Source organism: Pseudomonas sp. CNPSo 3701 (assembly GCF_028674975.1).
GTDB lineage: Bacteria > Pseudomonadota > Gammaproteobacteria > Pseudomonadales > Pseudomonadaceae > Aquipseudomonas > Aquipseudomonas straminea.
The window spans coordinates 480,988-507,312 of record NZ_JAQZSI010000003.1 but is presented as its reverse complement, the minus strand read 5'-3'; the positions used below and the strand labels follow the sequence as shown (position 1 = coordinate 507,312).

General features: G+C 56.5%; 26 protein-coding genes. 5 read left to right on the top strand and 21 right to left on the bottom strand.

Translation table 11 applies throughout. The annotated features are described in order from the left end of the window. Positions 1 to 3: 3 nt before the first annotated feature. From PVA39_RS11610 to ihfB, 11 genes are all read right to left on the bottom strand, one after another. Positions 4 to 972, bottom strand: a complete 969-nt coding sequence (locus PVA39_RS11610; protein WP_274124172.1) for a glycosyltransferase — start codon at positions 970 to 972, stop codon at positions 4 to 6. Next, positions 969 to 2,324 carry an oligosaccharide flippase family protein gene (locus tag PVA39_RS11605; RefSeq protein ID WP_274124171.1) on the bottom strand — a complete coding sequence of 452 codons (1,356 nt, stop codon included), beginning with the start codon at positions 2,322 to 2,324 and terminating at the stop codon, positions 969 to 971. The genes PVA39_RS11610 and PVA39_RS11605 overlap by 4 nt, the downstream gene beginning before the upstream one ends. Further along, positions 2,306 to 3,325: a GDP-mannose 4,6-dehydratase gene (locus PVA39_RS11600; protein ID WP_274124170.1), complete on the bottom strand. Its 1,020-nt coding sequence runs from the start codon at positions 3,323 to 3,325 to the stop codon at positions 2,306 to 2,308. Before PVA39_RS11600 ends, PVA39_RS11605 begins: the two co-directional genes overlap by 19 nt. Continuing rightward, positions 3,322 to 4,197, bottom strand: a complete 876-nt coding sequence (locus PVA39_RS11595; protein ID WP_274124169.1) for an NAD-dependent epimerase/dehydratase family protein — start codon at positions 4,195 to 4,197, stop codon at positions 3,322 to 3,324. The genes PVA39_RS11600 and PVA39_RS11595 overlap by 4 nt, the downstream gene beginning before the upstream one ends. Next, the gene (gene rfbH, locus PVA39_RS11590; protein ID WP_274124168.1) at positions 4,197 to 5,510 is read right to left on the bottom strand and encodes a lipopolysaccharide biosynthesis protein RfbH; all 1,314 of its coding nucleotides are present in this window, start codon (positions 5,508 to 5,510) and stop codon (positions 4,197 to 4,199) included. Before rfbH ends, PVA39_RS11595 begins: the two co-directional genes overlap by 1 nt. A gap of 50 nt (positions 5,511 to 5,560) precedes the next feature. Next, positions 5,561 to 6,628 (bottom strand): CDP-glucose 4,6-dehydratase, encoded by a 1,068-nt coding sequence (rfbG, locus tag PVA39_RS11585; RefSeq protein WP_274124286.1) that lies wholly within the window; start codon positions 6,626 to 6,628, stop codon positions 5,561 to 5,563. Between the two features lie 5 nt (positions 6,629 to 6,633). Further along, positions 6,634 to 7,407: a glucose-1-phosphate cytidylyltransferase gene (gene rfbF, locus PVA39_RS11580; RefSeq protein WP_274124167.1), complete on the bottom strand. Its 774-nt coding sequence runs from the start codon at positions 7,405 to 7,407 to the stop codon at positions 6,634 to 6,636. Positions 7,408 to 7,426: 19 nt separating this feature from the next. Beyond that, entirely contained in the window at positions 7,427 to 8,410 is a 984-nt protein-coding gene (locus tag PVA39_RS11575) for an FAD-binding oxidoreductase (RefSeq protein ID WP_274124166.1), read from the bottom strand. A gap of 93 nt (positions 8,411 to 8,503) precedes the next feature. Continuing rightward, positions 8,504 to 9,934, bottom strand: a complete 1,431-nt coding sequence (locus PVA39_RS11570; protein ID WP_274124285.1) for a mannose-1-phosphate guanylyltransferase/mannose-6-phosphate isomerase — start codon at positions 9,932 to 9,934, stop codon at positions 8,504 to 8,506. A 147-nt stretch (positions 9,935 to 10,081) separates the two neighbouring features. Then, positions 10,082 to 11,599: an MBL fold metallo-hydrolase gene (locus tag PVA39_RS11565; RefSeq protein ID WP_274124165.1), complete on the bottom strand. Its 1,518-nt coding sequence runs from the start codon at positions 11,597 to 11,599 to the stop codon at positions 10,082 to 10,084. Positions 11,600 to 12,039: 440 nt separating this feature from the next. Continuing rightward, positions 12,040 to 12,327, bottom strand: coding sequence for an integration host factor subunit beta (gene ihfB, locus PVA39_RS11560; protein ID WP_013791075.1), 288 nt, complete (start codon positions 12,325 to 12,327; stop codon positions 12,040 to 12,042). A 261-nt stretch (positions 12,328 to 12,588) separates the two neighbouring features. Between ihfB and PVA39_RS11555 the strand changes: the two genes are divergently transcribed. Continuing rightward, a complete protein-coding gene (locus PVA39_RS11555) occupies positions 12,589 to 12,858 on the top strand; it encodes a YheU family protein (RefSeq protein ID WP_443200956.1) in 270 nt (89 codons plus the stop codon). Positions 12,859 to 12,929: 71 nt separating this feature from the next. Here the strand turns inward: PVA39_RS11555 and PVA39_RS11550 are convergent, their stop codons facing one another. From PVA39_RS11550 to PVA39_RS11525, 6 genes are all read right to left on the bottom strand, one after another. Next, a complete protein-coding gene (locus tag PVA39_RS11550; RefSeq protein WP_274124163.1) occupies positions 12,930 to 14,459 on the bottom strand; it encodes a DHA2 family efflux MFS transporter permease subunit in 1,530 nt (509 codons plus the stop codon). Position 14,460: 1 nt separating this feature from the next. Then, positions 14,461 to 15,648, bottom strand: coding sequence for an efflux RND transporter periplasmic adaptor subunit (locus tag PVA39_RS11545; protein ID WP_274124162.1), 1,188 nt, complete (start codon positions 15,646 to 15,648; stop codon positions 14,461 to 14,463). Between the two features lie 9 nt (positions 15,649 to 15,657). Further along, entirely contained in the window at positions 15,658 to 17,103 is a 1,446-nt protein-coding gene (locus PVA39_RS11540; RefSeq protein WP_274124161.1) for an efflux transporter outer membrane subunit, read from the bottom strand. Then, the gene (locus PVA39_RS11535; RefSeq protein ID WP_274124160.1) at positions 17,103 to 17,570 is read right to left on the bottom strand and encodes a MarR family winged helix-turn-helix transcriptional regulator; all 468 of its coding nucleotides are present in this window, start codon (positions 17,568 to 17,570) and stop codon (positions 17,103 to 17,105) included. Before PVA39_RS11535 ends, PVA39_RS11540 begins: the two co-directional genes overlap by 1 nt. Positions 17,571 to 17,772: 202 nt before the next feature. Then, complete coding sequence (locus tag PVA39_RS11530) at positions 17,773 to 18,417, bottom strand: DUF1109 domain-containing protein (protein WP_274124159.1); 645 nt, start codon at positions 18,415 to 18,417, stop codon at positions 17,773 to 17,775. Next, positions 18,407 to 18,991 (bottom strand): sigma-70 family RNA polymerase sigma factor, encoded by a 585-nt coding sequence (locus PVA39_RS11525; protein WP_274124158.1) that lies wholly within the window; start codon positions 18,989 to 18,991, stop codon positions 18,407 to 18,409. Before PVA39_RS11525 ends, PVA39_RS11530 begins: the two co-directional genes overlap by 11 nt. Before the next feature lie 202 nt (positions 18,992 to 19,193). On the opposite strand from PVA39_RS11525, the gene PVA39_RS11520 reads away from it, so the two are divergent. The 4 genes from PVA39_RS11520 to PVA39_RS11505 are packed head-to-tail and all read left to right on the top strand — an operon-like array spanning position 19,194 to position 21,533. Then, on the top strand, positions 19,194 to 19,475 hold the full coding sequence (locus PVA39_RS11520) for a BufA1 family periplasmic bufferin-type metallophore (protein ID WP_274124157.1): 282 nt from the start codon (positions 19,194 to 19,196) through the stop codon (positions 19,473 to 19,475). A gap of 19 nt (positions 19,476 to 19,494) precedes the next feature. Further along, positions 19,495 to 20,328 (top strand): MNIO family bufferin maturase, encoded by an 834-nt coding sequence (gene bufB, locus PVA39_RS11515; RefSeq protein WP_274124156.1) that lies wholly within the window; start codon positions 19,495 to 19,497, stop codon positions 20,326 to 20,328. Further along, on the top strand, positions 20,325 to 21,071 hold the full coding sequence (locus PVA39_RS11510; RefSeq protein WP_274124155.1) for an HvfC/BufC N-terminal domain-containing protein: 747 nt from the start codon (positions 20,325 to 20,327) through the stop codon (positions 21,069 to 21,071). The genes bufB and PVA39_RS11510 overlap by 4 nt, the downstream gene beginning before the upstream one ends. Positions 21,072 to 21,083: 12 nt before the next feature. Next, on the top strand, positions 21,084 to 21,533 hold the full coding sequence (locus PVA39_RS11505; protein WP_274124154.1) for a DoxX family protein: 450 nt from the start codon (positions 21,084 to 21,086) through the stop codon (positions 21,531 to 21,533). 122 nt (positions 21,534 to 21,655) lie between these two features. Here PVA39_RS11505 and PVA39_RS11500 read toward each other — a convergent pair whose 3' ends face one another. The 4 genes from PVA39_RS11500 to PVA39_RS11485 form a co-directional block, all read right to left on the bottom strand. Next, positions 21,656 to 22,657 carry a TRAP transporter substrate-binding protein gene (locus PVA39_RS11500; protein WP_274124153.1) on the bottom strand — a complete coding sequence of 334 codons (1,002 nt, stop codon included), beginning with the start codon at positions 22,655 to 22,657 and terminating at the stop codon, positions 21,656 to 21,658. A gap of 138 nt (positions 22,658 to 22,795) precedes the next feature. After that, positions 22,796 to 23,620 carry an HpcH/HpaI aldolase/citrate lyase family protein gene (locus PVA39_RS11495; RefSeq protein WP_274124152.1) on the bottom strand — a complete coding sequence of 275 codons (825 nt, stop codon included), beginning with the start codon at positions 23,618 to 23,620 and terminating at the stop codon, positions 22,796 to 22,798. Between the two features lie 133 nt (positions 23,621 to 23,753). Beyond that, positions 23,754 to 24,956, bottom strand: coding sequence for a CaiB/BaiF CoA transferase family protein (locus PVA39_RS11490; protein ID WP_274124151.1), 1,203 nt, complete (start codon positions 24,954 to 24,956; stop codon positions 23,754 to 23,756). 14 nt (positions 24,957 to 24,970) lie between these two features. Next, entirely contained in the window at positions 24,971 to 26,323 is a 1,353-nt protein-coding gene (locus tag PVA39_RS11485) for an MmgE/PrpD family protein (protein ID WP_274124150.1), read from the bottom strand. Between the last annotated feature and the right edge of the window lie 2 nt (positions 26,324 to 26,325).

Genomic DNA, 26,325 nt, shown 5'->3' with positions numbered 1-26,325 from the left:
TACTCAAACCTTTTTATTTTTAAGGAGATTAGAAAGCTTAAAAAGCCAACCTCTCGGAACAAAAAATAAAACCCGAAGAAACAATCTATCAATAAAACAAACATCCAACAACGGCAGAGTCCTCAATAAAAGATAATCATTTGAATAACAATAAATAGAAAAGACAAACTTAAAAGAAGTAATTCTTCTTTGGTATAGAGACAAGCATTGACTCGCCACATTCCAATAGATCTTATTTGACAAAACCAAATTAAACCACAACGGTATCTCATGATATAAAATTAAAGTCTTACTTGAAGCCCATGTTTTTTCAGCCCCTCTTAGCAACACGGTCTTATCAGGCATACAAAAGACACTAACCTTAAAGCCTTGCTCGCACTTCCTTGCCAAGGAATCCCATATCACCCCAGTATACGCATGACTAGTTCCCATATAGCGTGCAGAAAAATCAAAATTAAAGTTTTCAGCAAAAAAAACAAAAGAGCCAAACGGCATGAAACTCCAAACATGAGAGAACGCCGCGGCCGGACAATCGAAACTCCTCCCCAGAAGTTCTGACGGCAAGTGCCCTCTAACCACTCTTAAACCATCATCAGCATGAAAGCCATTTAATAAAATCAAATCATATCTAGAGCGGGACACTAACTCTAATATAGCTAAAACAGACTCTCGACTGATAAAGTCATCATCCCCCAGAGGGAATATATATTCCGCGTCAGACAACCCAATCGCGCAAAGCATATTTTGATCTATAGTCAACAGTGCATCGTGATACTTGACTTTAAGACCGCAGTATTCTTCATCTTCCAACGACTTCAAAAATGAATGAGTGGTGTCCGAGCATTTATTAGCAGAAATACATAACTCTATGATGTCATCAACTAGCAAAGGCAGCAGCTCATTCACAACCCCCTTCAGGTATTTAACTCTATCAATCGTAGGGATAACTACTGCTAGCTTATACTTCTTCATGAAAATATCCTCTCACCCAAAATATTTTTTTGCCTATAAATTATAAAATACCATACCTGAACGGGACTTATTAACGAACTTAACAATATTGAAATAATTGTAGAACAAAGCACACCAGCAATTCCAAGGTCAAAAAATCTCACAAGAAAGATAGAAAGCGGAACATTAATCAGTGCAGACAAAAACGTATGTATCGCACCTAGCCTAACTTTATTAATAGCACCCAGAACAACACCAAAAATATTATTCCATATAGAAACAATTATAAAAACAGCAAAGATAAAATAAAGAGACCGATCAACAGAAAACTCTTCTCCTATCCATACTTTAACAATCCAAGGACCCAAACCTGCAAAAACGACAACACCAACAACTATTAAAAAATAAAACTTTAACTGATAATTAATGCTACGCGCAATCCAATCTAGATCGTTCTTTTGATATGCATCAGCACAAGCAGGCCAAAGTGGCGCAAGTATTAACCCATGAACCACAGTAAAAACACTGAACAATTTAAACAAAACATCATATGGCATTACATACTGCGGACCTAAGAGCTGCGTAATTAAAATTTTATCCGTCATGAAAATTAATAAAACTGATACCTGAATAACGAAAAACTTTAAACTTAATGCCAATAACGGTTTAACCTTATAAAAATCAAACTTTCTAACAGAGGGTATTAACTGACGCTTCGCGCTAAAAATAAATCGCGTAAGCAGTAAATTAGAAAAAAATAACGCACCACCATGCGAAAAGACCATAAATAAAATGGAGGAATTAGAAAATTTATATAAAAAAACAACTACTATTAAAGCAAAAAAATTTGATATTAATTGACCTAATACCACCATGGAGGATCTTTGCAACCCGTGGTATATTTGATTTACCAATCCTAGCCAAAAATTTAGAAAAACAAAAAACGATAGACATATAACCAAAAGCCTCAAATGACTTTCTGAAAAAATTCTCGTATTAAATATTGCCTGCCAAGGAAGCCAAAAACTAAGTGCGATAAAAAGAACAAACATAATCACCGAGAAACAACCGATGAGGATGTAAGCAGTTGAAATATAACCTGCCGCCGCCTTAACATCACCTATCGCAACGCTCTGAGCAATCTTATTTTTTAATCCACTGCCAATTCCAAGATCAAATATCATTATCCAAGAAAGAAGTGTGAGCATAGTCGACCACACTCCGAACTGCTCTGCACCTAAATACCTAAGCATAATAGGCACGGCTAAAAAACTTGAAGCTACGGCACCTATTTTATAGAAAAAAGCCCCCTTAAGCTGTTTAAAATAACTCTTGCCTCTGCTATTTGAGTCGCTCAACTTTTTGAAACCCACTCAATCATTTTCCTTATGCCTTCTGCCTTATTGACAAGTGGCGACCAGTTGATTGCATTTCTTACCTTGCCTATATCAGCAATAAATACACGCTGATCACTTTCTCTAGGTGGAATCTTATGAAAAGCCATCTTAATATTTAACTCGCCTTCTAAGAAATGAAATAGCTCTAACAAAGATGAGGAATTTTCAAGCCCACCACCTATATTGAATACCTCACCTTTAATGGACTCTATTTTTTTCGCAGCTTCTAAATATAAAGAAACGCAATCTGAGGCATAAAGCAGATCACGAACCTGCTTGCCACTGCCGGAGACAGTGAAAACCTCCTTGGCTGTTCCTGTTTTAATTTCGACAGCTTTCTGGACAAACCATCCCAGCCAGCCTTGATCAGCAGTCGCAAATTGCCTACCACCAAACATTGAAGAATGACGGAAAACAGCCGTTTTCAAACCATATATTCTTGCAAAATCCAGCATATATTGATCAGCACATCCTTTGGACGTGCCGTAAGGCGAATGAAAGTCTAAGTTTACATCCTCACCAAATCCAAAGGGCTTTTCGACACACTCGTAACGAGTAGCTGTCTCCTCATAATTGAATTGTTCAAGGTCTCCATAGACCTTATTTGTAGAAGAATAAATCACTGCAGTTTCGGGGGAGTACAGCCGAACCGCATTTAACAAATTAAAGCTACCGACTGCATTCACTTCAAAATCCATCCGTGGGTCTGCAATCGAAGTTGTCATAGCAACTTGACCAGCCAAGTGGTAAATCACATCTGGCTTATAATTCTTTATTACCCTCTCAATATCATTAGCACTCCTGATATCACCGTGAGCAAACTCAAAACTTCCTTGTAATTTAAGCCATTCAAGATTCTGATAACTACCATGCCTGTATAAACTGTCGAAGATGACTAATTCTTGGCCTGTCCCAAGCAATTCACTGGAAATGTTTGAACCAAGAAAACCACAGCCACCAGTGATTAAATATTTCATTTATTTTCCTTAAAAATTACTTTCAGCCCTTGCTCGACTGTAAAATCAATCTTCCAGCCCAACTTAATAAGTTCGTGATTATTTACGCATATAGATAGCGATTCCCCCGAGCGCATAGGAATATCACCAAACCCTAACTGCGAATTATTTCTTGGCTGCTGTGTCTTATACATTCTATATACGGCTTCGACAAACTCACGAACAGGCATCAGCAGACCCGTCGCTACGTCGAACTCAGAATATGCCGGAAGCAACGTTGCAATTTTAAGGATTAAAAGATATGCACCCACTACATCATCTATATAGATAAAGTCTCTTAACTGATTACCCTCTGTAAGCGGAACCCGGTCTACGTTGTCTCTAAGCTGCTTTATTAGCCATGGTAAGAATTTTTTTTCATCGTCTTTAGGTCCATACATATGTTCGACCTTAAGATTGACAACGCTTATCTCTTTGCTTCGATGTTGAACCCACTCACTGAAATGTTTTTTGGATAAAGAATACGAATTCAGATCTTTTGGCAACAATGTATCAGTGTTAATGAAAACCCCAACACCGTATTTAACTGCCGAATCAAGCAGCCGCAGACCGAACATTAGATTTGACTCTACAATCTCAGATGCCGCCTCACCACTTCGGCCATAACTACATGCTGTATGAATAACCGTATCAATTCTTTCAACTTTGAAAATATCTTCAATGCTGATTTGATCAACATCATAGCTACTAACGCTTCCTAAAAGCCCTTCGATGCGCCAAGTATCGGAGGTTGATCTCTTAAGGATAGTCACCTTATACCCTTGCGAAACCAAGGCCTCTAGCAGGTGACTACCTAAAAAGCCGGTCGCGCCAGTCAGTAGTACATGTTGCATCAGAAACTCAGCCCGAAGAATTCTTCAAGTTTTTCAGCCACAAATTCAAAATGCTCTTGGCCCAATGAGGGCTGCACACCCAGCCAGAACGTCTGATTCATGGTCCGGTCTGTGTTGGTCAAGTCTCCCACCACCCGGTACTCAATGTTCTGGAAATATGGTTGGCGTGTCAGGTTACCTGCGAAGAGCAACCGAGTGCCAATTTTGTGCTGATCCAGATACTTCAACAAATCTACACGCTGCACGCCGCTGCTTTCCTTCAGCGTAATTGGAAATCCAAACCAGGAAGGCTCGCTGTTGGGAGTAGCCTCGGCCACCTCGAGAAACTCAGCCAAACTGGCCAAGCGCTCTTTCAACAGTTTGTAATTACGCTTACGGGCAGTAATGAATTCAGGCGCACGCTCTAGTTGCGCCAGGCCGCAGGCAGCCTGCATGTCAGTAATTTTCAGGTTATAGCCCAAGTGGGCGTATACATATTTGTGGTCGTAACCTTGGGGGAGGCTTCCGAACTTCTGCCCGAAACGATTACCACACGTGTCATCGCAACCCGGAGCACAATAACAATCGCGCCCCCAGTCACGAAAAGACTCGGCAATAACTTTCAAAGTGGGGTCATTGGTAAATACTGCCCCGCCTTCCCCCATGGTGATATGGTGCGCGGGATAAAAGCTCAGGGTCGCAATATCACCCCAGGTACCTACCATTTTTCCGTCGTAGGTTGCGCCAAGCGCGTCACAGCAGTCTTCTACTAGCCAAAGTTTATATTTCTCACACAAGGCTTTCACTTTGGCCAAGTTGAACGGATTCCCCAAGGTGTGCGCGAGCATGATCGCTTTGGTCTTGGGTGTAATGGCGGCTTCGATCAGATCAGCATTGATATTGTGGGTCTGCATGTCGACATCCACAAATACCGGTATGGCGCCGAACTGCACAATGGGGTTAACCGTAGTCGGGAATCCGGCTGCAACACCTATTACTTCATCGCCCTTCCTTATCGCACGCTCGCCCAGTTTTGGGGAAGTAAGCGTACTGAAGGCGACCAGATTGGCAGAAGACCCGGAATTCACGGTGATCAGATACTTCACACCAATGAATTCAGCCAGCTTCTTCTCAAACTCAGCGTTAAACCGGCCCGTCGTCAGCCAACCATCCAAAGAAGCTTCAACCATCAATTGCAGCTCACGAACACCAATGACCTTGCCGGATGGAGGTATTACAGTCTCACCTGGTACGAAATTCTTGGTTGCCAGCGCAGTGTCAGCATACTGCTGTACTAGCTTACTTATTTCCTGGCGGAGTACTTCGGGAGTCATATTCGCTTCTCTATTATTCAATCGTATTTTGGGTCAGGTTTATGCCGGGCTCAGCGGAGCCCGTAGTAGTGAATCTGCTGTAGTGTTTTCTGGCGCATATCCTCGCCTCGCAGCCAGGCTTGATGCCAATCGACTATGCAGTCAAGCGCGTGTGCAAGTGACCAGCGAGGCTGCCATTCGAGCTTTGTTGCTGCCTTGCTGATATCAAGCTTTAACAATTGTGCTTCATGAGGTTGGAGATTAGTGTCCAGCTGCCAACAAGCTCCTGTTCCCCAACGCTCAGTCATGTGATTGAGTATCCAGGTTACCGGCTGTACATCTTCATCTCTCGGCCCAAAATTCCAGCCATCAGCATAGGCCTGACCTTTTGTATAAAGCCTTTCTGCCAGGATGAGGTAGCCACTCAATGGTTCCAGCACATGCTGCCATGGGCGGGTTGCCAGTGGGTTACGGATTGTCACTGGCTGTCTCTTTTCAAACGCACGCAGGATATCGGGTATCAGGCGATCTTCAGCCCAATCTCCGCCACCGATCACGTTCCCTGCCCGAGCGGACGCCAAGGCGGCATTATCCGGAGCACTGAAAAAAGAACTTCGATATGCAGCGGTTACAAGTTCGGAGCACCCTTTGCTGTTGCTGTAGGGATCGTGCCCACCCATTGGCTCGTTTTCACGGTAGCCCCATACCCACTCACGGTTTTCATAGCACTTGTCAGTTGTGACGTTGACTATGGCCTTCAGGTTGACACATTGCCGCGCAGCTTCCAGCACATGTACCGTGCCCATGACGTTTGTGGCATAAGTTGCAACAGGCTCGCGGTACGACAACCGCACCAAGGGTTGAGCTGCCATATGAATGAGCACATCGGGATTAAACGATACCATTGCACTGGTGATGGCCTGCATATCACGGACATCGCCAACGATAGATTCCATACCTTCCGCTACGCGTGCCTGCTCGAATAAGGCTGGCTGAGTGGGTGGCAGTAATGCAAACCCCCTTACTATTGCCCCCATACTTTGCAACCAGAGTGAGAGCCAGCTGCCTTTGAATCCTGTATGCCCAGTCAAGAATACTTTTTTTCCCTGCCAGAACGCTGGACTAACTGAAGCGACCATAATCATCAATCCCACGTTTTCCAGGGGGCTTTACCACTTTCCCATAGTTCTTCCAGCAGGAATTTATCGCGCAGCGTGTCCATTGGCTGCCAAAAGCCATGATGCTCATATGCCATCAGCTGGCCATCCTGTGCCAACTCCATCAAAGGTTCCTGCTCCCAGATAGTGGAGTCGTCGGCCAAATAATTCAGTACTTCCGGCGCAAGAACAAAGAAACCACCATTGATCATGGCGCCGTCGCCTTTGGGTTTTTCCTTGAAGTTCACCACTTGCTTGTTTTGAATATCCAAGGCACCAAAACGGCCAGGCGGGTACGTTGCCGTAAGTGTGGCGGCCTTACCATGCTCCTTATGAAAACGAATGCTAGCGGCAATATCGATATCGCCGACACCGTCACCATAGGTGAAGCAAAATGCTTCTTCGCTCTTCACATAATCCGCCACACGGCGCAAGCGCCCGCCGGTCATGGACTGCTCACCGGTATCGACCAAAGTGACATTCCACGGCTCAGCGCGCTTATTATGAACTTCCATTCTATTTTCGCGCATGTCGAAGGTAACGTCGGACATATGCAAAAAATAATTTGCAAAATACTCTTTTATTATGTAGCCCTTGTAACCGCAACAAATAACAAAATCGTTAACCCCATGCGAAGCATACATTTTCATAATATGCCAAAGAATCGGTTTACCTCCGATCTCGACCATTGGCTTGGGCCGCACGCTGGTTTCTTCGCTGAGCCGGGTACCCAAGCCGCCTGCAAGTATTACAGCTTTCATTTTTACCCCACAATTACAATTAGTTAGAACTGACGAATGCGTCAGATCGGAAATTCCTAGGTTCAAGGCCTGAAGCGATAAACTTTTCACGTGCGGACTCAATCATCTTTTCAGAGCCGCATGCGTAGACAATCGACTTTCTTAAATCTATACCTGCTGCAATGACAACATCCTGAACGTAGCCATTAGCAACAGTACTGCTTGCTGAGCGAGAGAGGACGGGAACAAAGTTGATATCTAGCATGGAAAAATCTAGCGGGAAATAGATATCACTCTCGTGCCGCCCGCCCCAATAAACATGTATGGCGCTGTAGGTATTCAGACTTACCTCCGAGGCAAGTTGCTGAAGCATTGCGTTGATAGGTGCGATGCCCGTTCCGGTTGCCAAAAATATCAGTTCAGAGGCATTAGTTTTCCTCAAAAAGAAAGTGCCAAGCGCGCCCTCCAGTCGCAGAAGGTCATTCACCTTGGCTTCCTCAAACCAATATCGACTCATTTCACCGTCTGCAACCTTTCTTATTTGCATTATGATCTTGCCGTCGCCCTGCGGAGCATTAGCGATCGAATAACTACGCCGTAAGCTGCCTTTTATGATATCGATATATTGGCCTGGCAAATACTGCAGAAAATTTCCAGGCGGCAATCTCAGCGTCACCTCAATGACATTTGAAGACAACATTTGCAGCGCATCTATACGGCAGGGTAATGTCTTGACTGAATAACCGGCCAGCTCGCTCAAGTCTTCTATATCAAGCTCAACGTCCGTCACCGCAGTTCGGCAGCAGGTCAGAATCATATTATTGCTAAGATCTTCTTGATCCAGTGACGCCTCATCAATGAGCACAGAGGTAGCGCCACTTATCACCCTCGCTTTGCATATCCCGCAGCGGCCTGTGCGACAACCATGTTCTAACAATAGGCCCTGCGCACGAGCCGCTTCAAGCAATGTCTGTTCACGGCTGCAGGAGAAAACTTTGGAATTCGATAATTTTACCACTGACATATCTTGTCGCATCTTTCTATACCGAGTAGCTAAAAGCTACTTTTATAACAAACCGTACACAGCGCTTGGCGGTCAATGGGCCTGACTTCAATGTCAATGGCTTCTGCCATATTGGTCGTCAAAGCGCACGATATCGTCTTCGCCCAGGTAACTGCCGGATTGCACTTCGATAATTTCCAATGGAATATTACCCGGATTAGAGAGGCGATGAACTTCGCCCAGAGGGATATAGGTGCTCTGATTTTCGCTCAATAAAAGCGTTTCACTACCCCGGGTTATTTCGGCAGTACCGTGTACGACTATCCAATGTTCGGCTCGATGATGGTGCTTCTGCAGGCTAAGGCTCGCTTTAGGGTTGACCTGTATACGCTTGACCTTGAAGCGCCCGCCTGCATCAATGCTGTCGTACCAGCCCCAAGGGCGGTGAACCTTGCGATGCAGGGCATGCTCTTCGCGTGACTGTTGGTTGAGCAGGCTCACAATATGCTTAACGTCCTGGCACCGGCTTCTATCAGCAACGAGAACAGCGTCTGCCGTCTCAACCACCACGAGGTTTTCAACGCCGGCTAACGCTACAAGGCGGCTACTGGCATGTACCAGCGAATTACGGCTCTCAGTTATCAGCACATCACCTTGGAGGGCATTGCCATCGTCATCCTTGGGCAAAACGTTCCACACAGCATCCCAAGCGCCCAAGTCACTCCATCCCGCATTCAAAGGCAACATCTTGATCGGCCAGGCACTACCAGGGCACTTCTCCATGACGGCGTAATCGACCGACTCCCCAGGAATGGCCATAAATGCCTCTTTCCCAGGCCGAACAAAGGCGCCATCGATACGCTTGCTCTCCCAGCTATTCACACTTGCCAAAAGGATGTCAGGGCGGAAACTCTCCAAAGCTGCCAGCCAGACCGAGGCCTTGAGTACGAATAGGCCAGCGTTCCAGTAATAGCCGCCTTCGTCCAGATAAGCTTGCGCAGTTTCCTGATCGGGCTTTTCAACAAAACGCTCGACGGCAGCAATCGCCCGGTCGCTGCTGGCTACTTTGATATAGCCGTAACCTGTTTCCGGCCGGTCAGGGGTAATGCCGAGGATCACGATGTTCCCCTCGATCGCTGCTTCAACCGCTTGGCCCATCGCCACGCGGAAGGCATCGCCATCGGTGATGGCTTGATCTGCCGGTGTCACGACGAGCACAGGGTCGCTTCCCGAATCGCGCGCAGCCAAGGCGGCGAGCGTCAGTGCTGGTGCGGTATTGCGCCCCACCGGCTCAAGCAAAAATGTAGCACTCTCGACCCCAAGTTCTCTGAGCTGTTCTTGCGCAAGAAAGCGGTGCTCTTCATTGCACACGATGTAAGGCGATAATCGCGCGTCACTACCCCCAGCGTCAGTCATGAGTCGCTTGACGGAGTGCTGGAATAAACTGTCCGTACCTACCAGGCAGAGGAACTGCTTTGGAAAGCCTGACCTTGACAAAGGCCACAAACGTGTGCCTGACCCGCCACATAGCACGACTGGTTGAATGGAGTTAGCTGAGAGCATTGAACGTCGAACCTGTGCAATGGGTGTTTATATAGAGGCGTTGGCAAACCGATCTTCCGGCTCACCACGCTCTAGATGCGATAGAAGCCGCACTTCTGCGGCTTCTGTATAGAGGAGATAGCAAGGGGATTAGCTCACTGCTTCTTCGTCATTGGTAATTCCAGGCAATATGACGTCCCCCTCCCGCGCTTGGCTAAGATAGCGCTCCCTTAATGCATTAGCCAAAGCACATTTTGCCGACTTGTCACCGTGCACCAACCGAATCTCTCCCGGCCACTGCTCCATCGCCGTGACAAAACCGACCAACCCCGCCTGATCCGCATGCGCCGAATACCCACCAATGCTGTGTACTGCTGCCCGAATTTCATAGCGCTGCCCATCAAATTCCACATAACCATTGCGCGGGCTGAAGCGCTGGATGGCATGGCCCGGGGTCCCTCTGGCCTGGTAGCCGACGAACAGCACGTCGTGCCGTGGGTCCCCCAACATGGCTTTCAGGTAGTTGACGATGCGGCCGCTGGAGCACATGCCGTTGCCGGCTATGACGATGGCGGGCCGGGCGCTGCTGACCAGGTAGCTGAGAATTTTCTGGTGATCAGCGTGGCTGTCGATGGTGATCAGTTGATCGAACGCCAGTGGCCTTCTGCCGGACTGCAGGCGTGCCAGGGCTTCATCATTCCAATGGTCTTTGAGTTCACGGTAGGCCTGGGTGAAGCGGCTGGCCAGGGGTGAGTCGAGGATTATGGGTAGGCGTGGCCAGTCGATTTCGGGCTGGGCATTGGCTGATGCATCAAGATTTTCGCGGGCGTGGCCCGCTCCCACAGGTGTTTGCGCAGCGGCTGGAGTATCCAGCTTTTTGCTGTGGATGATGTCTTCCAGTTCGTAGAGCAGTTCCTGGATGCGGCCGACGCTGAAGGCGGGGATCAGCACGGTGCCGTTGTTGGCTAGGGCATGCTCGATGACCTGTTCCAGCCGCTGGCGGCGGGTGCTGCGGTCTTCGTGCAGGCGGTCGCCGTAAGTGCTTTCTAGCACCAATATGTCGGCACGTTTCGGTGGCACGCAGGGCTTGAGAATCGGCGCGCCCGGTGCGCCAAGGTCGCCGGAGAAGACGACTCGCTTGCTGGTTTGGCCTGGGCTGTACTGCAAATCAACTTCCACATAGGCAGAGCCGAGCATATGGGCGGCGCGCTGCAGGCGCACTTTGGCTTCCAGGCCCTTATCGTTCTGCAGGGTGAACCAGTGATCGTAGGGCAAGGCGATGATTCGCTCGCGCACATGTTTCAGATAGCGTTCTACCTGCTTCTGGTCGCGGCTGAAGATAAGTTTGAAGGCATCTTCCAGCACGATGGGGAGCAGCTTGGCCGATGGCTCGCTGCACAGGAGCGGCCCTTTGAAACCGGCGGCCAGCAGATAGGGAATGCGCCCTACATGGTCGGCATGCACATGGGTGACGATCAGGGCGCGAATGCCATCCAGAGGGAACTCGATAAGCTGGTGATCGGCCCGCGCACCGAGTGGCGAGGCGTCGGCGCCCTGAAACAAGCCGCAGTCGATGAGAACACTGCTGTGCTGCGTGATATGCAGCTGGTGGCAGGAACCGGTCACGCCGTCCTGGGCGCCGTGGTGGGTGATGTGCGGGTACTCCATCAGTTAATCCTTTAACGTCTGGCAGGTTATTTTGACGGGCGCAATGATGCGCTACGCGGCGGTTTGAAGAAAGCGCCAGTATGTAGAGTGTTTTTGCTAAATCTACGCTTGGCTCACGGGGGAACGCTTCGCTCAAGCCAGTCTACAGCTGATCCCGCAGGCTAGTGGCCAGGCTGCAAGCTGCGCGCCATTCGAGAAATCGCGACCATGGACTGATCGCCCTGCCCGCTCCTATAACAGAAACTCGAGGATAGAGGCTTTTGGGCGACATCTCTTACGTAGAGATAAAGAAGCCTTAGGGGCTTAAAAGAATTACTTGAAGGGAAAAGCGGAAACTTCACCGCAGCCCGTTGCAAGCTGAGGATTGCGAGCTACTGCCACTCGCGTGGCGTTGAGTGATCAAAGCGCAACTGACGAGGAGTCAGCACAAGCCAGGAGAATCACTCCTCCTCGTCGTTCACCCGATCACGCAATTCCTTGCCCGGCTTGAAGTGCGGAACGAACTTGCCATCCAGGCGTACCGACTGGCCAGTCTTGGGGTTACGGCCCACGCGCGGAGCGCGGTAATGGAGAGAAAAGCTGCCAAAGCCGCGAATCTCGATGCGGTCACCGGTCGCCAACGCCTGGGACATCTGTTCCAGCATGGTCTTGATGGCCAGCTCGACATCTTTGTTTGAAAGCTGCCCTTGATGGGTGACGATTCTTTCGATCAACTCCGACTTGGTCATACTTTTCCCTTCGTTTTCAAGCGGCTATGTCACTCGATGGGAAAGGTTGTAGCACGCTGATCAGCTTTTGAACAGCCTAAAAAATCACCAATTTCGAAAATGTGCCGCAGCACCAGAATCGATCAGCGCAGTTTCGAGCAGGTGTCGGTAAGTCGTTGACTGTGCGGCAATGTTGGTCGGCGCAGCACCCCGCTCGTCCATACGGCTCGCGGGTGAACTGAAAGGTGATCAAACGACCGCTTGCGCCGTCCAACAAAATCCATGCGTTCGCTACCAGCGCCTCAGGAGATAAAAGTGCTAATCCCCGCCAACATGATCGAGGCAGATACCCTCACCCGCCTGATCGAAGATTTCGTAACGCGTGAAGGCACCGATAACGGTGACGAAACACCGCTGCAAACGCGCGTCGACCGCGTGCGCCGCGCTCTGGACAAGGGCGAGGCGGTAATCGTATTCGACCCGGAAAGCCAGCAGTGCCAGCTGGCGCTGAAGCGCGATGTGCCCAAGGAGTGGCTGGAGGATGAGGAGTAACGAAAAGCGCGTGGAGCGCTGATCGCCCCACGGTTTGACAGTTCTCGGCAACGCGTTAACACGCCCGAGACTTAGTGCCCGCCGGCAGACTCTGCCGCGCCTTTGGCCGAGAACGGTGGTTTGGCCAGGTAGATGATCAGGATCAGGCCGAAGAACAGCCAGCCCATCAGAGTGAAGTAGTCCACCGTGGAGAGCATGTAGGCCTGGCTTTCCACCACCCGGTCGATCTGCATATAGGCCGACTGCGAGGCGCCGCCAAGCTGTTCCAGATAATGCTGGCTAGCCGGATCGTAGGGCGTCACGTGCTCGGTCAGCTGGGCGTGGTGGTAGATCTCCCGGCGGTGCCAGATCCAGGTGGTCAACGACGAAGCGAAGCTGCCGCCCAGCACACGCAGGAAGGTGGCCAGGCCCGAGCCGTCGGCGATGTCCTTGGGTGGCAGGCTGGAGAGCAGGATGCTGGTGGTCGGCATGAAGAACAGCGCGATCCCCAGGCCCATGAACACCTGTACCTCGGCAATATGCTGGTAGTCCACCTCGGTGTTGAACGAGGCGCGCATGAAGCACGAGGCGCCGATCACCAGGAACGAGCCACCGGCCAGCAGGCGCAGGTCGAACTTGTGCGCGTACTTGCCCACCAGCGGTGACAGGAACAGCGGCAGGATACCGATCGGTGCCGCTGCCAGACCGGCCCAGATCGGCGTATAGCCCAGCTGGGTCTGCAGCCATTGGGGCAGCAGCAGGTTGATGCCGAAGAAACCCGAGTAACCGAGCACCAGCGCCAGGGTGCCGAAGGTGAAGTTGCGGTACATGAACAGGCGCAGGTTGATGATCGGGTGCTGGTCGGTCAGCTCCCAGATCACCAGCGCCACCAGCGACACAACCGAGATGGCGGTGCCGATCTGGATGAAGGTCGACTCGAACCAGTCCAGGTCGTTGCCCTTGTCGAGCACCACCTGCAGCACGCCAACACCGAGCACCAACAGCATCAGCCCGACGTAATCGATGGGCTGATGCTCGGTGGTTTCCGGGCGGTTGCGCATCTGCGCCCATACCACCAGGGTGGCGAGAATGCCGATCGGTACGTTGATGAAGAAGATCCACGGCCAGCTGTAGCTGTCAGTGATCCAGCCACCGGCGATCGGCCCGATGATCGGCGCCACCACCGTGACCATCGCCAGCAACGCCAGGGCCATGCCCCGTTTGGCGCTGGGAAAGATCGCCAGCAGCAATGTCTGCGCCATCGGGTACAGCGGCCCGGCGACCAGCCCCTGCAGGGCACGGAACACCACCAGCTCGGGCATCGAGCGGGCGATGCCGCACAGGAACGAGGTGATCACGAACAGCACCACCGCGGCGAGGAACAGTTTAACCTCGCCGAAGCGCCGAGCCAGCCAGCCGGTCAGCGGCAAGGCGATGGCGTTGCATACGGCGAACGAAGTGATCACCCAGGTGCCCTGCTCCGAACTGACGCCCAGGTTGCCGGAGATGGTCGGCAGCGCGACGTTGGCGATGGTGGTGTCGAGCACCTGCATGAAGGTCGCCAGGGAGATGCCGATGGTGGCCAGCAGCATGCTGGCCGGACGGAAATTGGCGTCGCTCATGTCAGCCCTGCTTCGCCGGGGTGGCGCTCTGCGGACCGTTGTCGTGGATGATGCGCTCGATCAGCGCGTCGGCCTGGCTCATCGGGGCGTCGTAAACGGCGGTGCTGAAACGTGCCTGCTTGGGCGTCTGGGTGGTCAGCTGGGCACCGGCCTGGTCATGCAGGTCGACGGTCACGGTTGTGGACAGGCCGATGCGTAGCGGGTGCTTCTCCAGCGCCTCGTCGTCCAGGCGGATACGCACCGGCAGTCGTTGGACAATCTTGATCCAGTTGCCGCTGGCGTTCTGTGCCGGCAGCAGCGAGAAGGCGCTGCCGGTGCCAACACCGAGGCTTTCCACGTGGCCCTGGTAGGTCACGTCATCGCCATACAGGTCGGCTTCGACGGTGACCGGCTGGCCGATGCGCATCTCGCGCAGCTGGGTTTCCTTGAAGTTGGCGTCGATCCACACCTCATGCAACGGCACCACGGCCATCAGCGCAGCGCCAGGCTGGATGCGACTACCGACCTGCACCGAACGCTGTGCCACATAGCCGCTGACTGGCGCCACCAGGGTGCTGCGGGCGTTGTTGAGGAAGGCCTGGCGCAACTGCGCGGCGACGCTCTTCACGTCCGGATGCGAGGCGATTACGGTGTCGTCGACCAGCGCCTGGTTGGTATCCAGTTGCTGCTGGGCCGAGGTCAGGGCGCTCTGCGCGCTGTTCAGGGTGTCCTGGGCATGGGCCAGCTCTTCACGGGAGATCGCGCCCTTGCCAGCCAGCGTCACGCGGCGCTGGTAGTCGGCCTTGGCACGCTGCACGTCGATCTTGCGAGAGGCCACCTGGGCCTTGTAGCTGTCGACGTTGCTGTACAACCCGCGCACCTGGCGCACGGTACGCGCCAGGTTGGCCTCGGCGCTCTGCTGGGCCACTTCAGTATCGGCCGGGTCGAGCCAGACCAGGGGCTGGCCGGCTTCGACATAGTCGCCGTCATCCACGGCGATACGGGTGACAGTGCCGGTGATCTGCGGGGTGATCTGCACCAGGTTGCCACCGACGTAGGCGTCGTCGGTTTCTTCATAGAAGCGCCCGTACAGCTCGTGGTAGGCGAAGATGGCCGCGCTGACCAGAACAACGATAAGGCCCAGGCCCAGCAACAGACGTTTGCGCTTGCCCGAATTCGGGTTGGCGGAGGTGGCTTGAGAGTCGGTCATGGCGAGTACTCAGCGTGCGGAAGTGGATGATTGAGCAGGCGCTTCGAAGCCGCCGCCCAGGGCCTGCATCAACAGCACCGAGGCGTCGATACGCTCGGCACGCAGGCTGGCCAGTTGTCGTTCGTTCTGCAGCAGCTGTTGCTCGACGCTCAGCGCGTCGAGGTAATTGCCGATGCCATCGGCGTAGCGCTGCATGGCGATGTCGTAAGAGCTGCGGGCGATGTCACGGGCCCGTTGCTGCTGGGCGATCTGCTGCTCCAGGGAGCGGATGCGGTTGATGCCGTCAGCGATATCGCCCAGCGCACCGACCAGGGTCTGGTTGTACTGGGCCACGGCCACGTCGTAGTCGGCGTTATGCCCGGCCAGCGCGGCACGGCGCGCGCCACCGTCGAAGATTGGCAGGCTAAGCGCCGGACCAATATTGAAAAAACGGCTAGCGCCACCGAAAACGGCATCACCGAGCAGTGACTTGCTGCCGGCCGCCACACTCAGGTTGAGGTTGGGATAGAAGTCGGCCTTGCTGGCGGCGATGTCCTTGGTGGCCGCTTCGACGCGCCAGCGCGCGGCGACCAGATCTGGGCGACGGCCGAGCAGTTCGGCGGGCACGTTGGCCGGCAGGCTCATGGCATCCGGGGCGATCAGCTGCGGACGCGGTAGCGTGTCCCCACGATCCGGCCCCTGGCCAAGCATCACCGCCAAGCGGATGCGTGCACTGTCCACGGTTTGATTGGCGGCGGTCAGGCTGGCTTCGGCGGCAGCTTCCAGGCTCTGGGTCTGCTGCAGCTGATATTCGCTGTCCAGCCCAGCATCCACCCGGCTACGCGCCAGGTCGAGCATGTCGCGGCTGCGCTTGAGATCTTGCTCGGCGAGATCCTGGGTGGCGTAGGCCAGCCCGAGGTCGTTGTAGGCGCGGGTCACTTCGGCGGCCAGGGTCAGGCGGGCGCCCTGCTGGTCCACTTCACTGGCGCGGGAACGGCCCAGGGCTGCTTCCCAGGCTGCGCGATCGCCACCCCACAGGTCGAAGTGGTAGCCACCTTCCAGCGACAGGCTGCGCAAGGTGCTATAGCGCCGACCCTGCCCGGTGGGATCGTCGACCCGCGCCAGGCGCGAACGGGTGACGCCGGCATTGGCGTCCAAGGTTGGTTGGCGCTGGGCGTCGGCAGCTAACACCGCGGCATTGGCCTGGCGCGCACGGGCATCGGCGACCTGCAGGTCTGGGTTGCTACGCAGGGCTTCTTCGATCAGCGCGTTGAGCTGCGGATCGCCCAGGCGGTTCCACCAGTCGCTGGCCGGCCAGGCCGCCGTCGACAGGTTGCCGATGAATGTCTGCCCTTGCAGGCTGGCGGCGTCGAGGGTGTGGCCTTCGGTGTGCAAGCCATCCTGAGAGGCACAGGCGGCCAGCAACAGGGCGCTGAAAAGCAGGGATAGAGGCGTACGCAACGGCATGGTGTTCATCATTCTCCTGGCAGCTCTGGCAAGGCGTCGGCGGCCATCAGCATCTTTTTCATCAGGCGTTGGAATTCGTCGAGTTCGGCGCGGGTCAGGCAGCCGGTCAGCTCGTTGGTGGCGTCGGCGGCGATCTGCGGTACTCGCACGCCCAGGGCTTCGCCGGCTTCAGTCAACGTGAGGCGAACTTGGCGGCGGTCTTCATGGCTGCGCTCGCGGGTGAGCAGACCTTTCTGCTCCAGGCGGTCGAGCATGCGGGTCATCGCCCCGCTGTCGAGGCTAAGCAGGCGCACCAGATCGGCGGGCGTACTGGCGCGACTCTGGCTGATCAACAGCACCACCTTGAACTGCGCGGCCGTCACGCCGTGATCCACCAGATGGCGCTCCAGCAGGCGATCCTTGAGCTGATTGGTCAGCGCAATGAGGTGGCCGGGTGAGTGCTGCAGCGAAAATCGCTCGCGGTCGAAATGTGGCATCGGCAATTACCTGCCCAGGCAGTGAATGCCATGCAGGTTACTGCCCAGGCAGCGATCGGCCCAATTACATTTCGTAATACTCGGTATTAACGCTGGAAATACCTTGAAATACTTGATCGCTGATCAGAGTGGATGCCGGGCCTGCACATCGCCCGCTGGCAGAGCCCCGCAGGAGCGCTGGATCACCTGATTAGCTGCAGCCCTACCATTTCAGCAGGGCGGGCCCCAGCGCAGCACCGAGAGCACTCGGCACCAGCATGCCCAACACATACCAGACGCCCCAGAAGGCAACGCTCATTTCGGGGCAATGCAGGGTGTAGGCAAGCGTCGCCAAGGCGCCCGCGAGCAAGCCACCGGCAGCACCCGCCAAGCGCAGACGCGTCGGTGCCATATCACGCAACGCCCAGACCACTGCGATGAAGACCGGCACGGACAGCAAGGCGATATTGAGCGGACAACTGCGCCAGGTTTTCCCCAGCACCATGTCCAAACGCAGATCCGCAGGCGCGTCTAGCAGCACAAGCGCGCTGCCCAGCCAGACACCCAGCAGTGGCACGCTTAGCAACATCAGGCCCACCAGACCAGCGCCTACGCCCGGCCTGCCCAGACGGTTGGCAAGCAGCACGCCGGCAGCGAGCAAACCGACCGGCAGCGCCACCTTGGCCCAGAACAGCCAGGTGCCCATGACCTCGACAAGATCAGCGCGAACCCCGAACAGCACCACGACCATCAACAACGCTGCCGCGCCACCAGCCAGCAATGCCAGCGCGAAGCGCTTGAGCTGCCAATGCCTATCCGGCGCCGGCTCTGCGGCCGCCAGAAAGCTAATCAGTTCGTCAGTTTTCATTTTCTTTATTACCTCTAATCAGGCTGGCCAACGCCTTTAGCCCGCGGTGAATTCCCACTTTCACGGCAGAACTGGAGAGCCCGGTGAGCTGGGCCGTCTCTTCGACAGAGAGACCTTCCAGCTTGACGTGCAGAATGGGCAACCGCTGCCGATCGGGCAGTTGCTGCAGCAATCTGGACAGGTCACGGCTCGCCTGAGCGGGTTCCTGGTCTTCGGCCTCGAACAGTTCGTCCGCGTCATCGAGTGGCTGATGCAGGGCACCTCGACGGGCATAGCCACGGAAATAGTCGGCCAGCTTGTAGCGGGCGATGGCTTGCACCCAGACCGTCAGCGGTTGCTCCACGCGGTAGGTGTGCCGCGCGTTGTGCACGGCCAGCAGGACCTCTTGCAACAGGTCCTCTATTTCATCTGCATGCTGCGGCAAGCGCCGGCGCAGAAAACCGCGCAGGTGTATGCCGAGTGCGGACAGAAATTCCTTGTAAGCCGCCGAGTCACCATCCTGCGCGCGGAGTAGCAGCGCCTGTAACTGGGCCTCTCTCGCGTGCAATGCCTCTTGGTTATTAGTTCGCTGCATGGGCCGCCCGGGTTACACCCCGCCTGATTTTATTTCGCTGTCTGAACTGCTCGCCGGCTTAGACAGGCAAGCACGGTAGAGAGAAAACCGGCAAAGCTCAAAATAATTTTCGGTGGGCTGTAACCAGCCGGGCAAACGCGACGAACTACCTATCAAGCCGTCAGTAGAACGCTGAGGCCCTCACCCACTCGGAGACACCATCATGAAAACAATCGCTCTCGCTACCGCTGCACTGGCTCTGGCTTCTCTCGCGGGCGCCGCCGTGGCCGACGAAATGGGCGCCAGCAAGGCCGGCGCGATGGAGAAGTGCTATGGCGTGGCCATGGCCGGAAAGAATGACTGCAAGGCAGGCGCAGGCACCTCGTGCGCCGGCAGCTCCAAGAAGGACTACGACATGTCCGCGTGGAAAAACGTCCCTGCCGGTACCTGCACCACGATCAAGACACCGCACGGCATGGGTTCGCTGACCCCAGGCAAAGCCTGATCGACAGCGGCCGCCGATCATGAACGCATCACGCTCTCTGGGTGCAGGCCTGGGCCTCAAGGCAGAGCATTACGCCGAAAGCCTCGACTGCCAGGACGCCGGACTCTGGTTCGAAGTCCACCCGGAGAACTACATGCTCGGCGGTGCACGCCTGGCCTGGCTGCAGCGGGTGGCGCAGCGCCACCCGCTGTCCCTGCACGGCGTGTCACTGTCGCTGGCTGCCGATGCGCCGCCACGGGCTGAACATCTGCAACGCCTGCGCACGCTGATCGATAAGGTTCAGCCAGCGCTGGTGTCCGAGCACTTGGCCTGGTCTACCTGGCGCGGCCAGTACCACCCGGACTTGCTGCCTTTCCCGCGTAGCAGCGAGGCCATGATTCGCATCACCGACAATATTCAGCGTACCCAGGACGCCCTGGGCCGACGCATCGCGATCGAAAATCCCAGCCACTACCTGCACCTGCCTGGCCATGACTGGGAAGAAATCGACTTTCTCAGTGAACTGGCAAAACGCAGCGGCTGCGGCCTGTTGCTCGACATCAACAACGTGTATGTCAGTGCGCACAACCTGGATTTCGATGCAGCCCGCTACCTAGAGCGTTTTCCGGCTGCAGACATCATGGAAATCCACCTGGCCGGACACAGCCGCGATGCCGACGCAAGGCTACTGATCGACTCCCACGACAGCCCCATCGATGATCAGGTCTGGGCGCTGTATCACCACCTGATCCAGCGCATCGGCCCACGCCCAACGCTGATCGAGCGGGACGATCAGATTCCTGCCTTTACAACCCTGATGGCCGAGCGCAACAAGGCCCAGAGCATTCTCGATCAGGCAGGAGCCGCGCCATGAAACGCAGTCTCGGGCAGTTTCAGGACGACTTCATCGACGCGCTCTACCAGCGTTCAGTGCCGGCACTCGTCGCGCTCAGCGAACAGCCTGGTTTCAACGTTTATCGCAACACCGTCATCAAGGCTTGCTGCGATGCCCTGTGCGACAACCTGCCCAGCGTCGAGCGCCTGGTGGGGCGTGACTGGCTGAGCGCTGCCGCCGCCATTTACGCACATGACACACCGCCCGAAGATGCTCGGCTGATTTTTTACGGAAAGGAATTTCCGCAGTTTCTGCAGCACTTCGAACCCGCCCGCGAGCTGCCTTACCTGGCCGACGTGGCACGCCTCGACCTGCTCTGGATCGACACCTTCACAGCAATCGAGGAGCCCGCCCTGGAGCTGAGCACGCTGCATGACCTGAGCGCCGCCGAACTGGCCCAACAATGCCTGCAGCCGCGTGCCAGCACGCGTTGGCAGTGGTTCGCCGAGCAGCCGATCTACAGTCTTTGGCACTGCAGCCGCGAGGCGCAGCCGATACCGCAGCACCTGCCCTGGCAGGCAGAGGGAGCTCTGCTCTACCGCTCAGCCGGCGGCGTGTCCTGGCAGCCGCTCGAGCAAGGCGGCTGCGTATTTCTCAACGCCTGCGCCGCTGGCTTGAGCCTTGACCAAGCATCGGCGCAGGCGCTGGCCGCGCAAGCCGACCTGGACTTCACCGACCTGCTCGCTCGCCTGCTCGGCGCCGCAGCCTTTGCGCCACTTTGAAAGGACATCACCATGCACACACTCTGCGCATTACGGCGGCACTGCAACCAATTAGCCGACGGCCTACAACGCTTGCTGGGGGACAGCCTGCTGTGTTTCGTCGCACGCCTAGGTATTGCCTCAATCTTCTTTCTTTCCGGGCGCACCAAGGTCGAAGGCTGGCTGACCCTGACGCCCAGCACCTTCGAGCTGTTCCAGAGCGAATACGCCCTGCCGCTGCTCTCGCCAACGCTCGCCGCCTACTTGGCTACCTATGCCGAGCATCTGTTTTCCATTCTGCTGATTCTCGGCCTATGCACCCGGCTTTCGGCAGCGGCGCTACTGGGCATGACGCTGGTGATCGAGATTTTTGTCTACCCCGACGCCTGGTCGACCCACCTGTCCTGGGCCGGGTTGCTGTTGCTGCTGATCGCCAGAGGTGGTGGCCGCTGGTCCCTGGATCACCTGATGGGCATTCGCTAAAGCAGCCCACGGCACCTGGCTGAGCCTCACCCGCTCGGCTCGCAGACGGTGAACAGCCCAGAAAAAAACAGGGCCGCATCCTGATGGATGCGGCCCGTGGTGCAGTACAAAACAGCAATCGATCACTGCGCCTTGTTGGACGCCTCGGCCGCCTTGATCAGGTCAGCGCCGATCTCGCCCTCGAACTTCTTCCACACCGGGCGCATGGCTTCGCGCCATTGCTCACGCTGTTCGGGGGTCAGCTCGATGATCTCGGTGGTGCCGGCCTTGGCGATGTCCTGCTTGGCGGTACGGTTGAGGTCATCGGCCTGCTTGTTCACCTCAACGGAAACCTCAGTCATGATCTTTTCCAGCTCGCTGCGCACGTCATCCGGCAGGCCATTCCAGAACTTGGTGTTGGTGATCACCATGTAGTCGATCAGGCCGTGGTCGGACTCGGTCATGTACTTCTGCACCTCGTGGACCTTCTGGCTGTAGTAGTTCGACCAGGTGTTCTCGGTGCCGTTGACCACGCCGGTCTGCAGGCCCTGATAGACCTCGGCGAAGCTCATCTTGCGCGGATTGGCGCGCACTGCCCTGAACTGCTCCTCGAGTACGGCAGAGGCCTGCACGCGGAACTTCAGGCCACGGGCGTCGGACGGCTCGCGCAGCGGCTTGTTGGCCGACATCACCTTCAAGCCGTTATGCCAGTAGGCCAGGCCGGTGATGTTCTTGTCTTCCATGGAGGTCAACAGGCCACGACCCTCGGGGCTGGCCTGGAAGCGGTCGACCGCCTGCATGTTGTCGAACAGAAACGGCAGGTCGAAGATCTGCATCGGCTTGGCGTACTGCTCGAACTTGGCCAGCGATGGCGCCAGCATCTGCACCTCGCCAAGCAGCAGCGCCTCCATTTCCTTGCCATCACCGAACAGCGAGGAGTTGGGGTACACATCCACCTTGACCCTTCCTGGCAGCCGCTCCTCGGCCAGCTTCTTGAACATCAACGCGCCCTGCCCCTTGGGCGTGTGGTCGGCCACCACATGGGCGAACTTGATGCTGATGGGCGCGGAGTCGGCGGCGTATGAAACGCCAGTGATGGAAACGGCTACGGCGCAGACCAGCGCCTTGAGGGAAAGCTTGAGCATGGTGTACCTCATCTTGTTTTTGTAAGTGGGTAGTGGTCGAGCCTGTGGTGCTTTTTTCCTGGTTTACGGTGCCTTGCGTGGGTGAAATGAGTGATGGATAAACGCGCGCCAGGCAATGCCGGGCGCGCACGAAAAAAGTCAGGTCAGGCCGCCGGCGCGGGCGACGATACGGTGCGCGCGGCCAACGACCGGCGCATCGACCATCTGGCCATCGACCACGAACACCCCGTCACCGCTCTCGCCTGCCGCCAGCACCCGGCGCGCCCAGGCGAGTTCCTCGGCCGTGGGGGCGAACGCCTGATGCACCACGGCAACCTGGCTGGGATGAATGCAAAGCAGGCCACCGAAACCCATATCGCGGGCATCGCGGCTGGCACGGTCGAGGCCGGCCTGATCCTGAATCGCCGGAAACACGCTATCCAGTGGCGCCGCCAAATTGGCCAGGCGGCTGTGCAGCAGAATCGCGTAGCGGGCCTGGTCGAGCAGGCGCTCGGCGGCCGGCGTGCCACTGTTAAGGCCCAGATCGAGGCCCAGGTCCAGGGCGCCGAAGGACAAGCGTTCGACGCCCGCCGCGGCGGCGATGGCCGGCAGTTCGTGCAGGCCACGCGCGCTTTCGATGATCGGCCACACCGGCTTGCCGGCCTCAGCGACGCGGGCCACCTGAGCGGCGCTTTCCACCTTGGGCAACAGCACGCCGATTACCCCGCCATGGCGCTGGCACAGGGCAATATCGGCGGCATGCCCTGCATGCTCGGGTGAGTTGATGCGCACCAGCAGACGCGCTTGCGGGTTATCTGCCAGAAAGAGGTCAAGGTTGCCGCGGGCTTCGACCTTGAGGCTTTCCTGCACGGCGTCCTCGAGATCGACGATCACCACGTCGGCGCCAGTGGCGAGGGCCTTGGGAATGCGCTCAGGCCTTGAGGCTGGAACGAACAATGCGGTTCGGATGATGGAGGTCGTCATGGCATCGGGTTCCTGACGTGTGAAAATCGTTAATTGGAAGGGACTACTCTGGGATGTCGCGGGCTTTTGGTGGGAACGGGCCCGCTCCCACATAAGATCACCGAATGCCCTTGAAGCCCTTTGATGCATCGCCTCAAACCGCCCCACTGACCCTCAACCCGGCTATCTGCGCCTCGCCGTAACCCAGCTCGGCCAGCAGCGCTTCGGTGTGCTCGCCGAGCGCCGGCACCGGGTCCATGCGCGGGGCGAAGGCGCTGTTGCTGCCTGGCGGCAGCAGCGCGGGCAAGCTGCCGGCGGGGCTGTCGACCTGGCGCCAGCGGTCGCGGGCCTTGAGCTGCGGATGGGCCCAGACGCCGGCCATGTCGTTGACGTGGGCGTTGGCGATCTGCGCCTGTTCCAGCCGCTCGATCACTTGTTCGGCACTCAGCGCCGCGAAGGTCTCGACGATGATGCCACGCAGCACCTCGCGGTTGGCCGAGCGTTTGAAGTTGGCCGAGAAGCGCTCATCCGAGGCTAGCTCTGGCTGCAGCAATACCCGTTCGCAGAACGCCTGCCATTCGCGCTCATTCTGCAGGCCAAGCATCACTGTGCCGCCGTCAGCAGCAGGGAACGGGCCGTAGGGATAGATGGTCGAGTGGGCGGCACCGGCACGCGGCGGCGGCGTGGCGCCGTCGTAGGCGTAGTACAGGGGATAGCCCATCCACTCGACCAGGCTCTCGAGCATGCTCACGTCGATGCGGCTGCCCACCCCGGTCTTGCCGCGCAGCAGCAGGGCCGAAAGAATATTGCTGTAGGCATACATGCCGGCGGCGATATCGGCAATGGAGCAACCGGCCTTGGCCAGTTGATCGTCACCCGCGCCGCCGGTCACCGACAGGAAGCCGCCCTCGCTCTGGATCAGCAGGTCGTAGGCTTTCTTCTTTTCGTAGCTGCCGCCCTCGCCGTAGCCCGAGATATCGCAGACGATCAGTTTCGGAAAGCGCTCATGCAGCGCCTCGAACGACAGCCCCATGCGTGCCGCCGCTCCCGGTGCGAGGTTCTGCACCAGCACATCGGCCTTGGCCAGCAGGCTGTCGAGCACCTCGGCGGCATCGTCCTGCTTGAGATCCAGGGTCAGACTTTCCTTGGAGCGGTTGGTCCATACGAAGTGGGAGGCCAGACCGTTGACGCGCTCGTCGTAGCCGCGGGCGAAGTCGCCGCTGCCAGGGCGCTCGACCTTGATGACCCGGGCGCCCATGTCGGCGAGCTGACGGGTGCAGAACGGCGCGGCGATGGCATGTTCCAGGCTGACCACGGTGATGCCGTCCAGTGGCCGGGGGTGTTGTGCGTTGTTCATGTCCATGTCCTCGGTCAGGCCAGGTTGCTCAAGTCAGCGGTCTCTCGCAGGCGCCAGACCCTGGCGATCAGCTCGCCCGCCTCATCGCTGCTGCGTTTGCCGGCGAAGGCCAACAGGCGGCGGAACTTGTCTTCCAGCTCCGGGCGGCTGAGGGTGTTGCCGGGATCGCCCTTGGGCTCGTCGATAGCGCCATGCAGGGTGCGGCCGCCGGTGGTGACCACCTCAACCCGGCCCAACCAGCGCGCGGGATAAGCGCCATCCACCGCGGGATCGAGGCGCATGCTGACCTTGTCACGAAACGCGGCGACGTCCGCATCGCTCAGCGCCAGGTTGGCGAACTCGGTGAGCTGCGCCTTGCCATGCACGGCGATCAGACCGAGCACCGTGCCCATGGAGAACTTGGCCTGGTGCACGGTCTGCGGCACCACCACCCGACCCAGCACATCGATGGCGCCCTGGTGCACATGGGTGATGACCTTGGCGATATCGCCATGGCGCAGGCCCTCGCGCCACATCAGGTCAAGCAGCGCATCGGCGGCCGGGTGGGTATGACGGCAGGAGGCGTGAAACTTAAACGAGGTTTCCACCAGCGCCCAGCGTCGGCCCAGGCGGTCGGACAGTTTGCCCGGGTCGGCATCACTGGACATGCCCGCCGCCATGCCCTGCTCGCCCTCGAGAATGTTCTGCGCGCCAGTCAGGCCTTGCTCGGTGAAGTACGCGGCCAGCAGGCCATCGGCGGCAGCCTTGGCGGTGTGCAGTTGCTTGGAGTCGGCGGCGTCACGCAGGAACTCCCAGAGCCCGGCGGCCTGGGTGCCGGCATTGCCGAGCAGATGCACGAACTGCTTCTGGTCGAAGTTCAGCAACTTGCCCACGGCCACGGCGGCGGCCAGGGTGCCGACCGTCGCCGTGGTGTGGAAGATGCGGTAGTGCGAGCGGCCAAGGAACTCGCCGATGCGGATACCCGCCTCGTAGCCGGCCACCGAGGCCAGCAACAGCTCGCGGCCGGACTTGCCGAGATCCTGCGCGGCCGCCAGGGCCGCCGGGAACACCACGGTGGCCGGGTGCAGCACCGAGCTGTTGTGCAGGTCGTCCTGCTCGACCAGATGGGACGAAGCGCCGTTGACCAGCGCGGCGAAGTACGCCGAGGTGCCGCGCCCGTTGACCAGAATGCGCGCTGGGCCATCGGCCGGGCCCATTTTCTGTGCGTAGGCCTCGAACAGCGGGATCGGCCGCGCGCCCTCACTGGCCAGGGCCGAGCCGAGCCAGTCGAGGAACAGGTCTTCGGCGCGATCCAATACGTGGGCGGGAATCTGCTCGTAGGAAAGCTCGGCGAGGAATGCGGCCAGTTGTTGAGTATTTTTGCTCATCG

What these genes read in the sequence shown, in the direction of transcription:
- PVA39_RS11505 (WP_274124154.1), top strand. Translation starts at nt 21,084, where the DNA reads ATGCACACACTCTGCGCATTACGGCGGCACTGCAACCAATTAGCCGAC.
- PVA39_RS11520 (WP_274124157.1), top strand. Translation starts at nt 19,194, where the DNA reads ATGAAAACAATCGCTCTCGCTACCGCTGCACTGGCTCTGGCTTCTCTC.
- PVA39_RS11610 (WP_274124172.1), bottom strand. Translation starts at nt 972, where the DNA reads ATGAAGAAGTATAAGCTAGCAGTAGTTATCCCTACGATTGATAGAGTT.
- PVA39_RS11565 (WP_274124165.1), bottom strand. Translation starts at nt 11,599, where the DNA reads ATGGAGTACCCGCACATCACCCACCACGGCGCCCAGGACGGCGTGACC.
- rfbH (WP_274124168.1), bottom strand. Translation starts at nt 5,510, where the DNA reads ATGACTCCCGAAGTACTCCGCCAGGAAATAAGTAAGCTAGTACAGCAG.
- PVA39_RS11535 (WP_274124160.1), bottom strand. Translation starts at nt 17,570, where the DNA reads ATGCCACATTTCGACCGCGAGCGATTTTCGCTGCAGCACTCACCCGGC.
- PVA39_RS11500 (WP_274124153.1), bottom strand. Translation starts at nt 22,657, where the DNA reads ATGCTCAAGCTTTCCCTCAAGGCGCTGGTCTGCGCCGTAGCCGTTTCC.
- PVA39_RS11510 (WP_274124155.1), top strand. Translation starts at nt 20,325, where the DNA reads ATGAAACGCAGTCTCGGGCAGTTTCAGGACGACTTCATCGACGCGCTC.
- PVA39_RS11595 (WP_274124169.1), bottom strand. Translation starts at nt 4,197, where the DNA reads ATGCAACATGTACTACTGACTGGCGCGACCGGCTTTTTAGGTAGTCAC.
- PVA39_RS11530 (WP_274124159.1), bottom strand. Translation starts at nt 18,417, where the DNA reads ATGAAAACTGACGAACTGATTAGCTTTCTGGCGGCCGCAGAGCCGGCG.
- PVA39_RS11545 (WP_274124162.1), bottom strand. Translation starts at nt 15,648, where the DNA reads ATGACCGACTCTCAAGCCACCTCCGCCAACCCGAATTCGGGCAAGCGC.
- PVA39_RS11525 (WP_274124158.1), bottom strand. Translation starts at nt 18,991, where the DNA reads ATGCAGCGAACTAATAACCAAGAGGCATTGCACGCGAGAGAGGCCCAG.
- rfbG (WP_274124286.1), bottom strand. Translation starts at nt 6,628, where the DNA reads ATGGTCGCTTCAGTTAGTCCAGCGTTCTGGCAGGGAAAAAAAGTATTC.
- PVA39_RS11485 (WP_274124150.1), bottom strand. Translation starts at nt 26,323, where the DNA reads ATGAGCAAAAATACTCAACAACTGGCCGCATTCCTCGCCGAGCTTTCC.
- PVA39_RS11575 (WP_274124166.1), bottom strand. Translation starts at nt 8,410, where the DNA reads ATGTCAGTGGTAAAATTATCGAATTCCAAAGTTTTCTCCTGCAGCCGT.
- PVA39_RS11555 (WP_443200956.1), top strand. Translation starts at nt 12,589, where the DNA reads ATGCGTTCGCTACCAGCGCCTCAGGAGATAAAAGTGCTAATCCCCGCC.
- PVA39_RS11540 (WP_274124161.1), bottom strand. Translation starts at nt 17,103, where the DNA reads ATGAACACCATGCCGTTGCGTACGCCTCTATCCCTGCTTTTCAGCGCC.
- rfbF (WP_274124167.1), bottom strand. Translation starts at nt 7,407, where the DNA reads ATGAAAGCTGTAATACTTGCAGGCGGCTTGGGTACCCGGCTCAGCGAA.
- ihfB (WP_013791075.1), bottom strand. Translation starts at nt 12,327, where the DNA reads ATGACCAAGTCGGAGTTGATCGAAAGAATCGTCACCCATCAAGGGCAG.
- bufB (WP_274124156.1), top strand. Translation starts at nt 19,495, where the DNA reads ATGAACGCATCACGCTCTCTGGGTGCAGGCCTGGGCCTCAAGGCAGAG.
- PVA39_RS11495 (WP_274124152.1), bottom strand. Translation starts at nt 23,620, where the DNA reads ATGACGACCTCCATCATCCGAACCGCATTGTTCGTTCCAGCCTCAAGG.
- PVA39_RS11490 (WP_274124151.1), bottom strand. Translation starts at nt 24,956, where the DNA reads ATGAACAACGCACAACACCCCCGGCCACTGGACGGCATCACCGTGGTC.
- PVA39_RS11600 (WP_274124170.1), bottom strand. Translation starts at nt 3,325, where the DNA reads ATGAAATATTTAATCACTGGTGGCTGTGGTTTTCTTGGTTCAAACATT.
- PVA39_RS11550 (WP_274124163.1), bottom strand. Translation starts at nt 14,459, where the DNA reads ATGAGCGACGCCAATTTCCGTCCGGCCAGCATGCTGCTGGCCACCATC.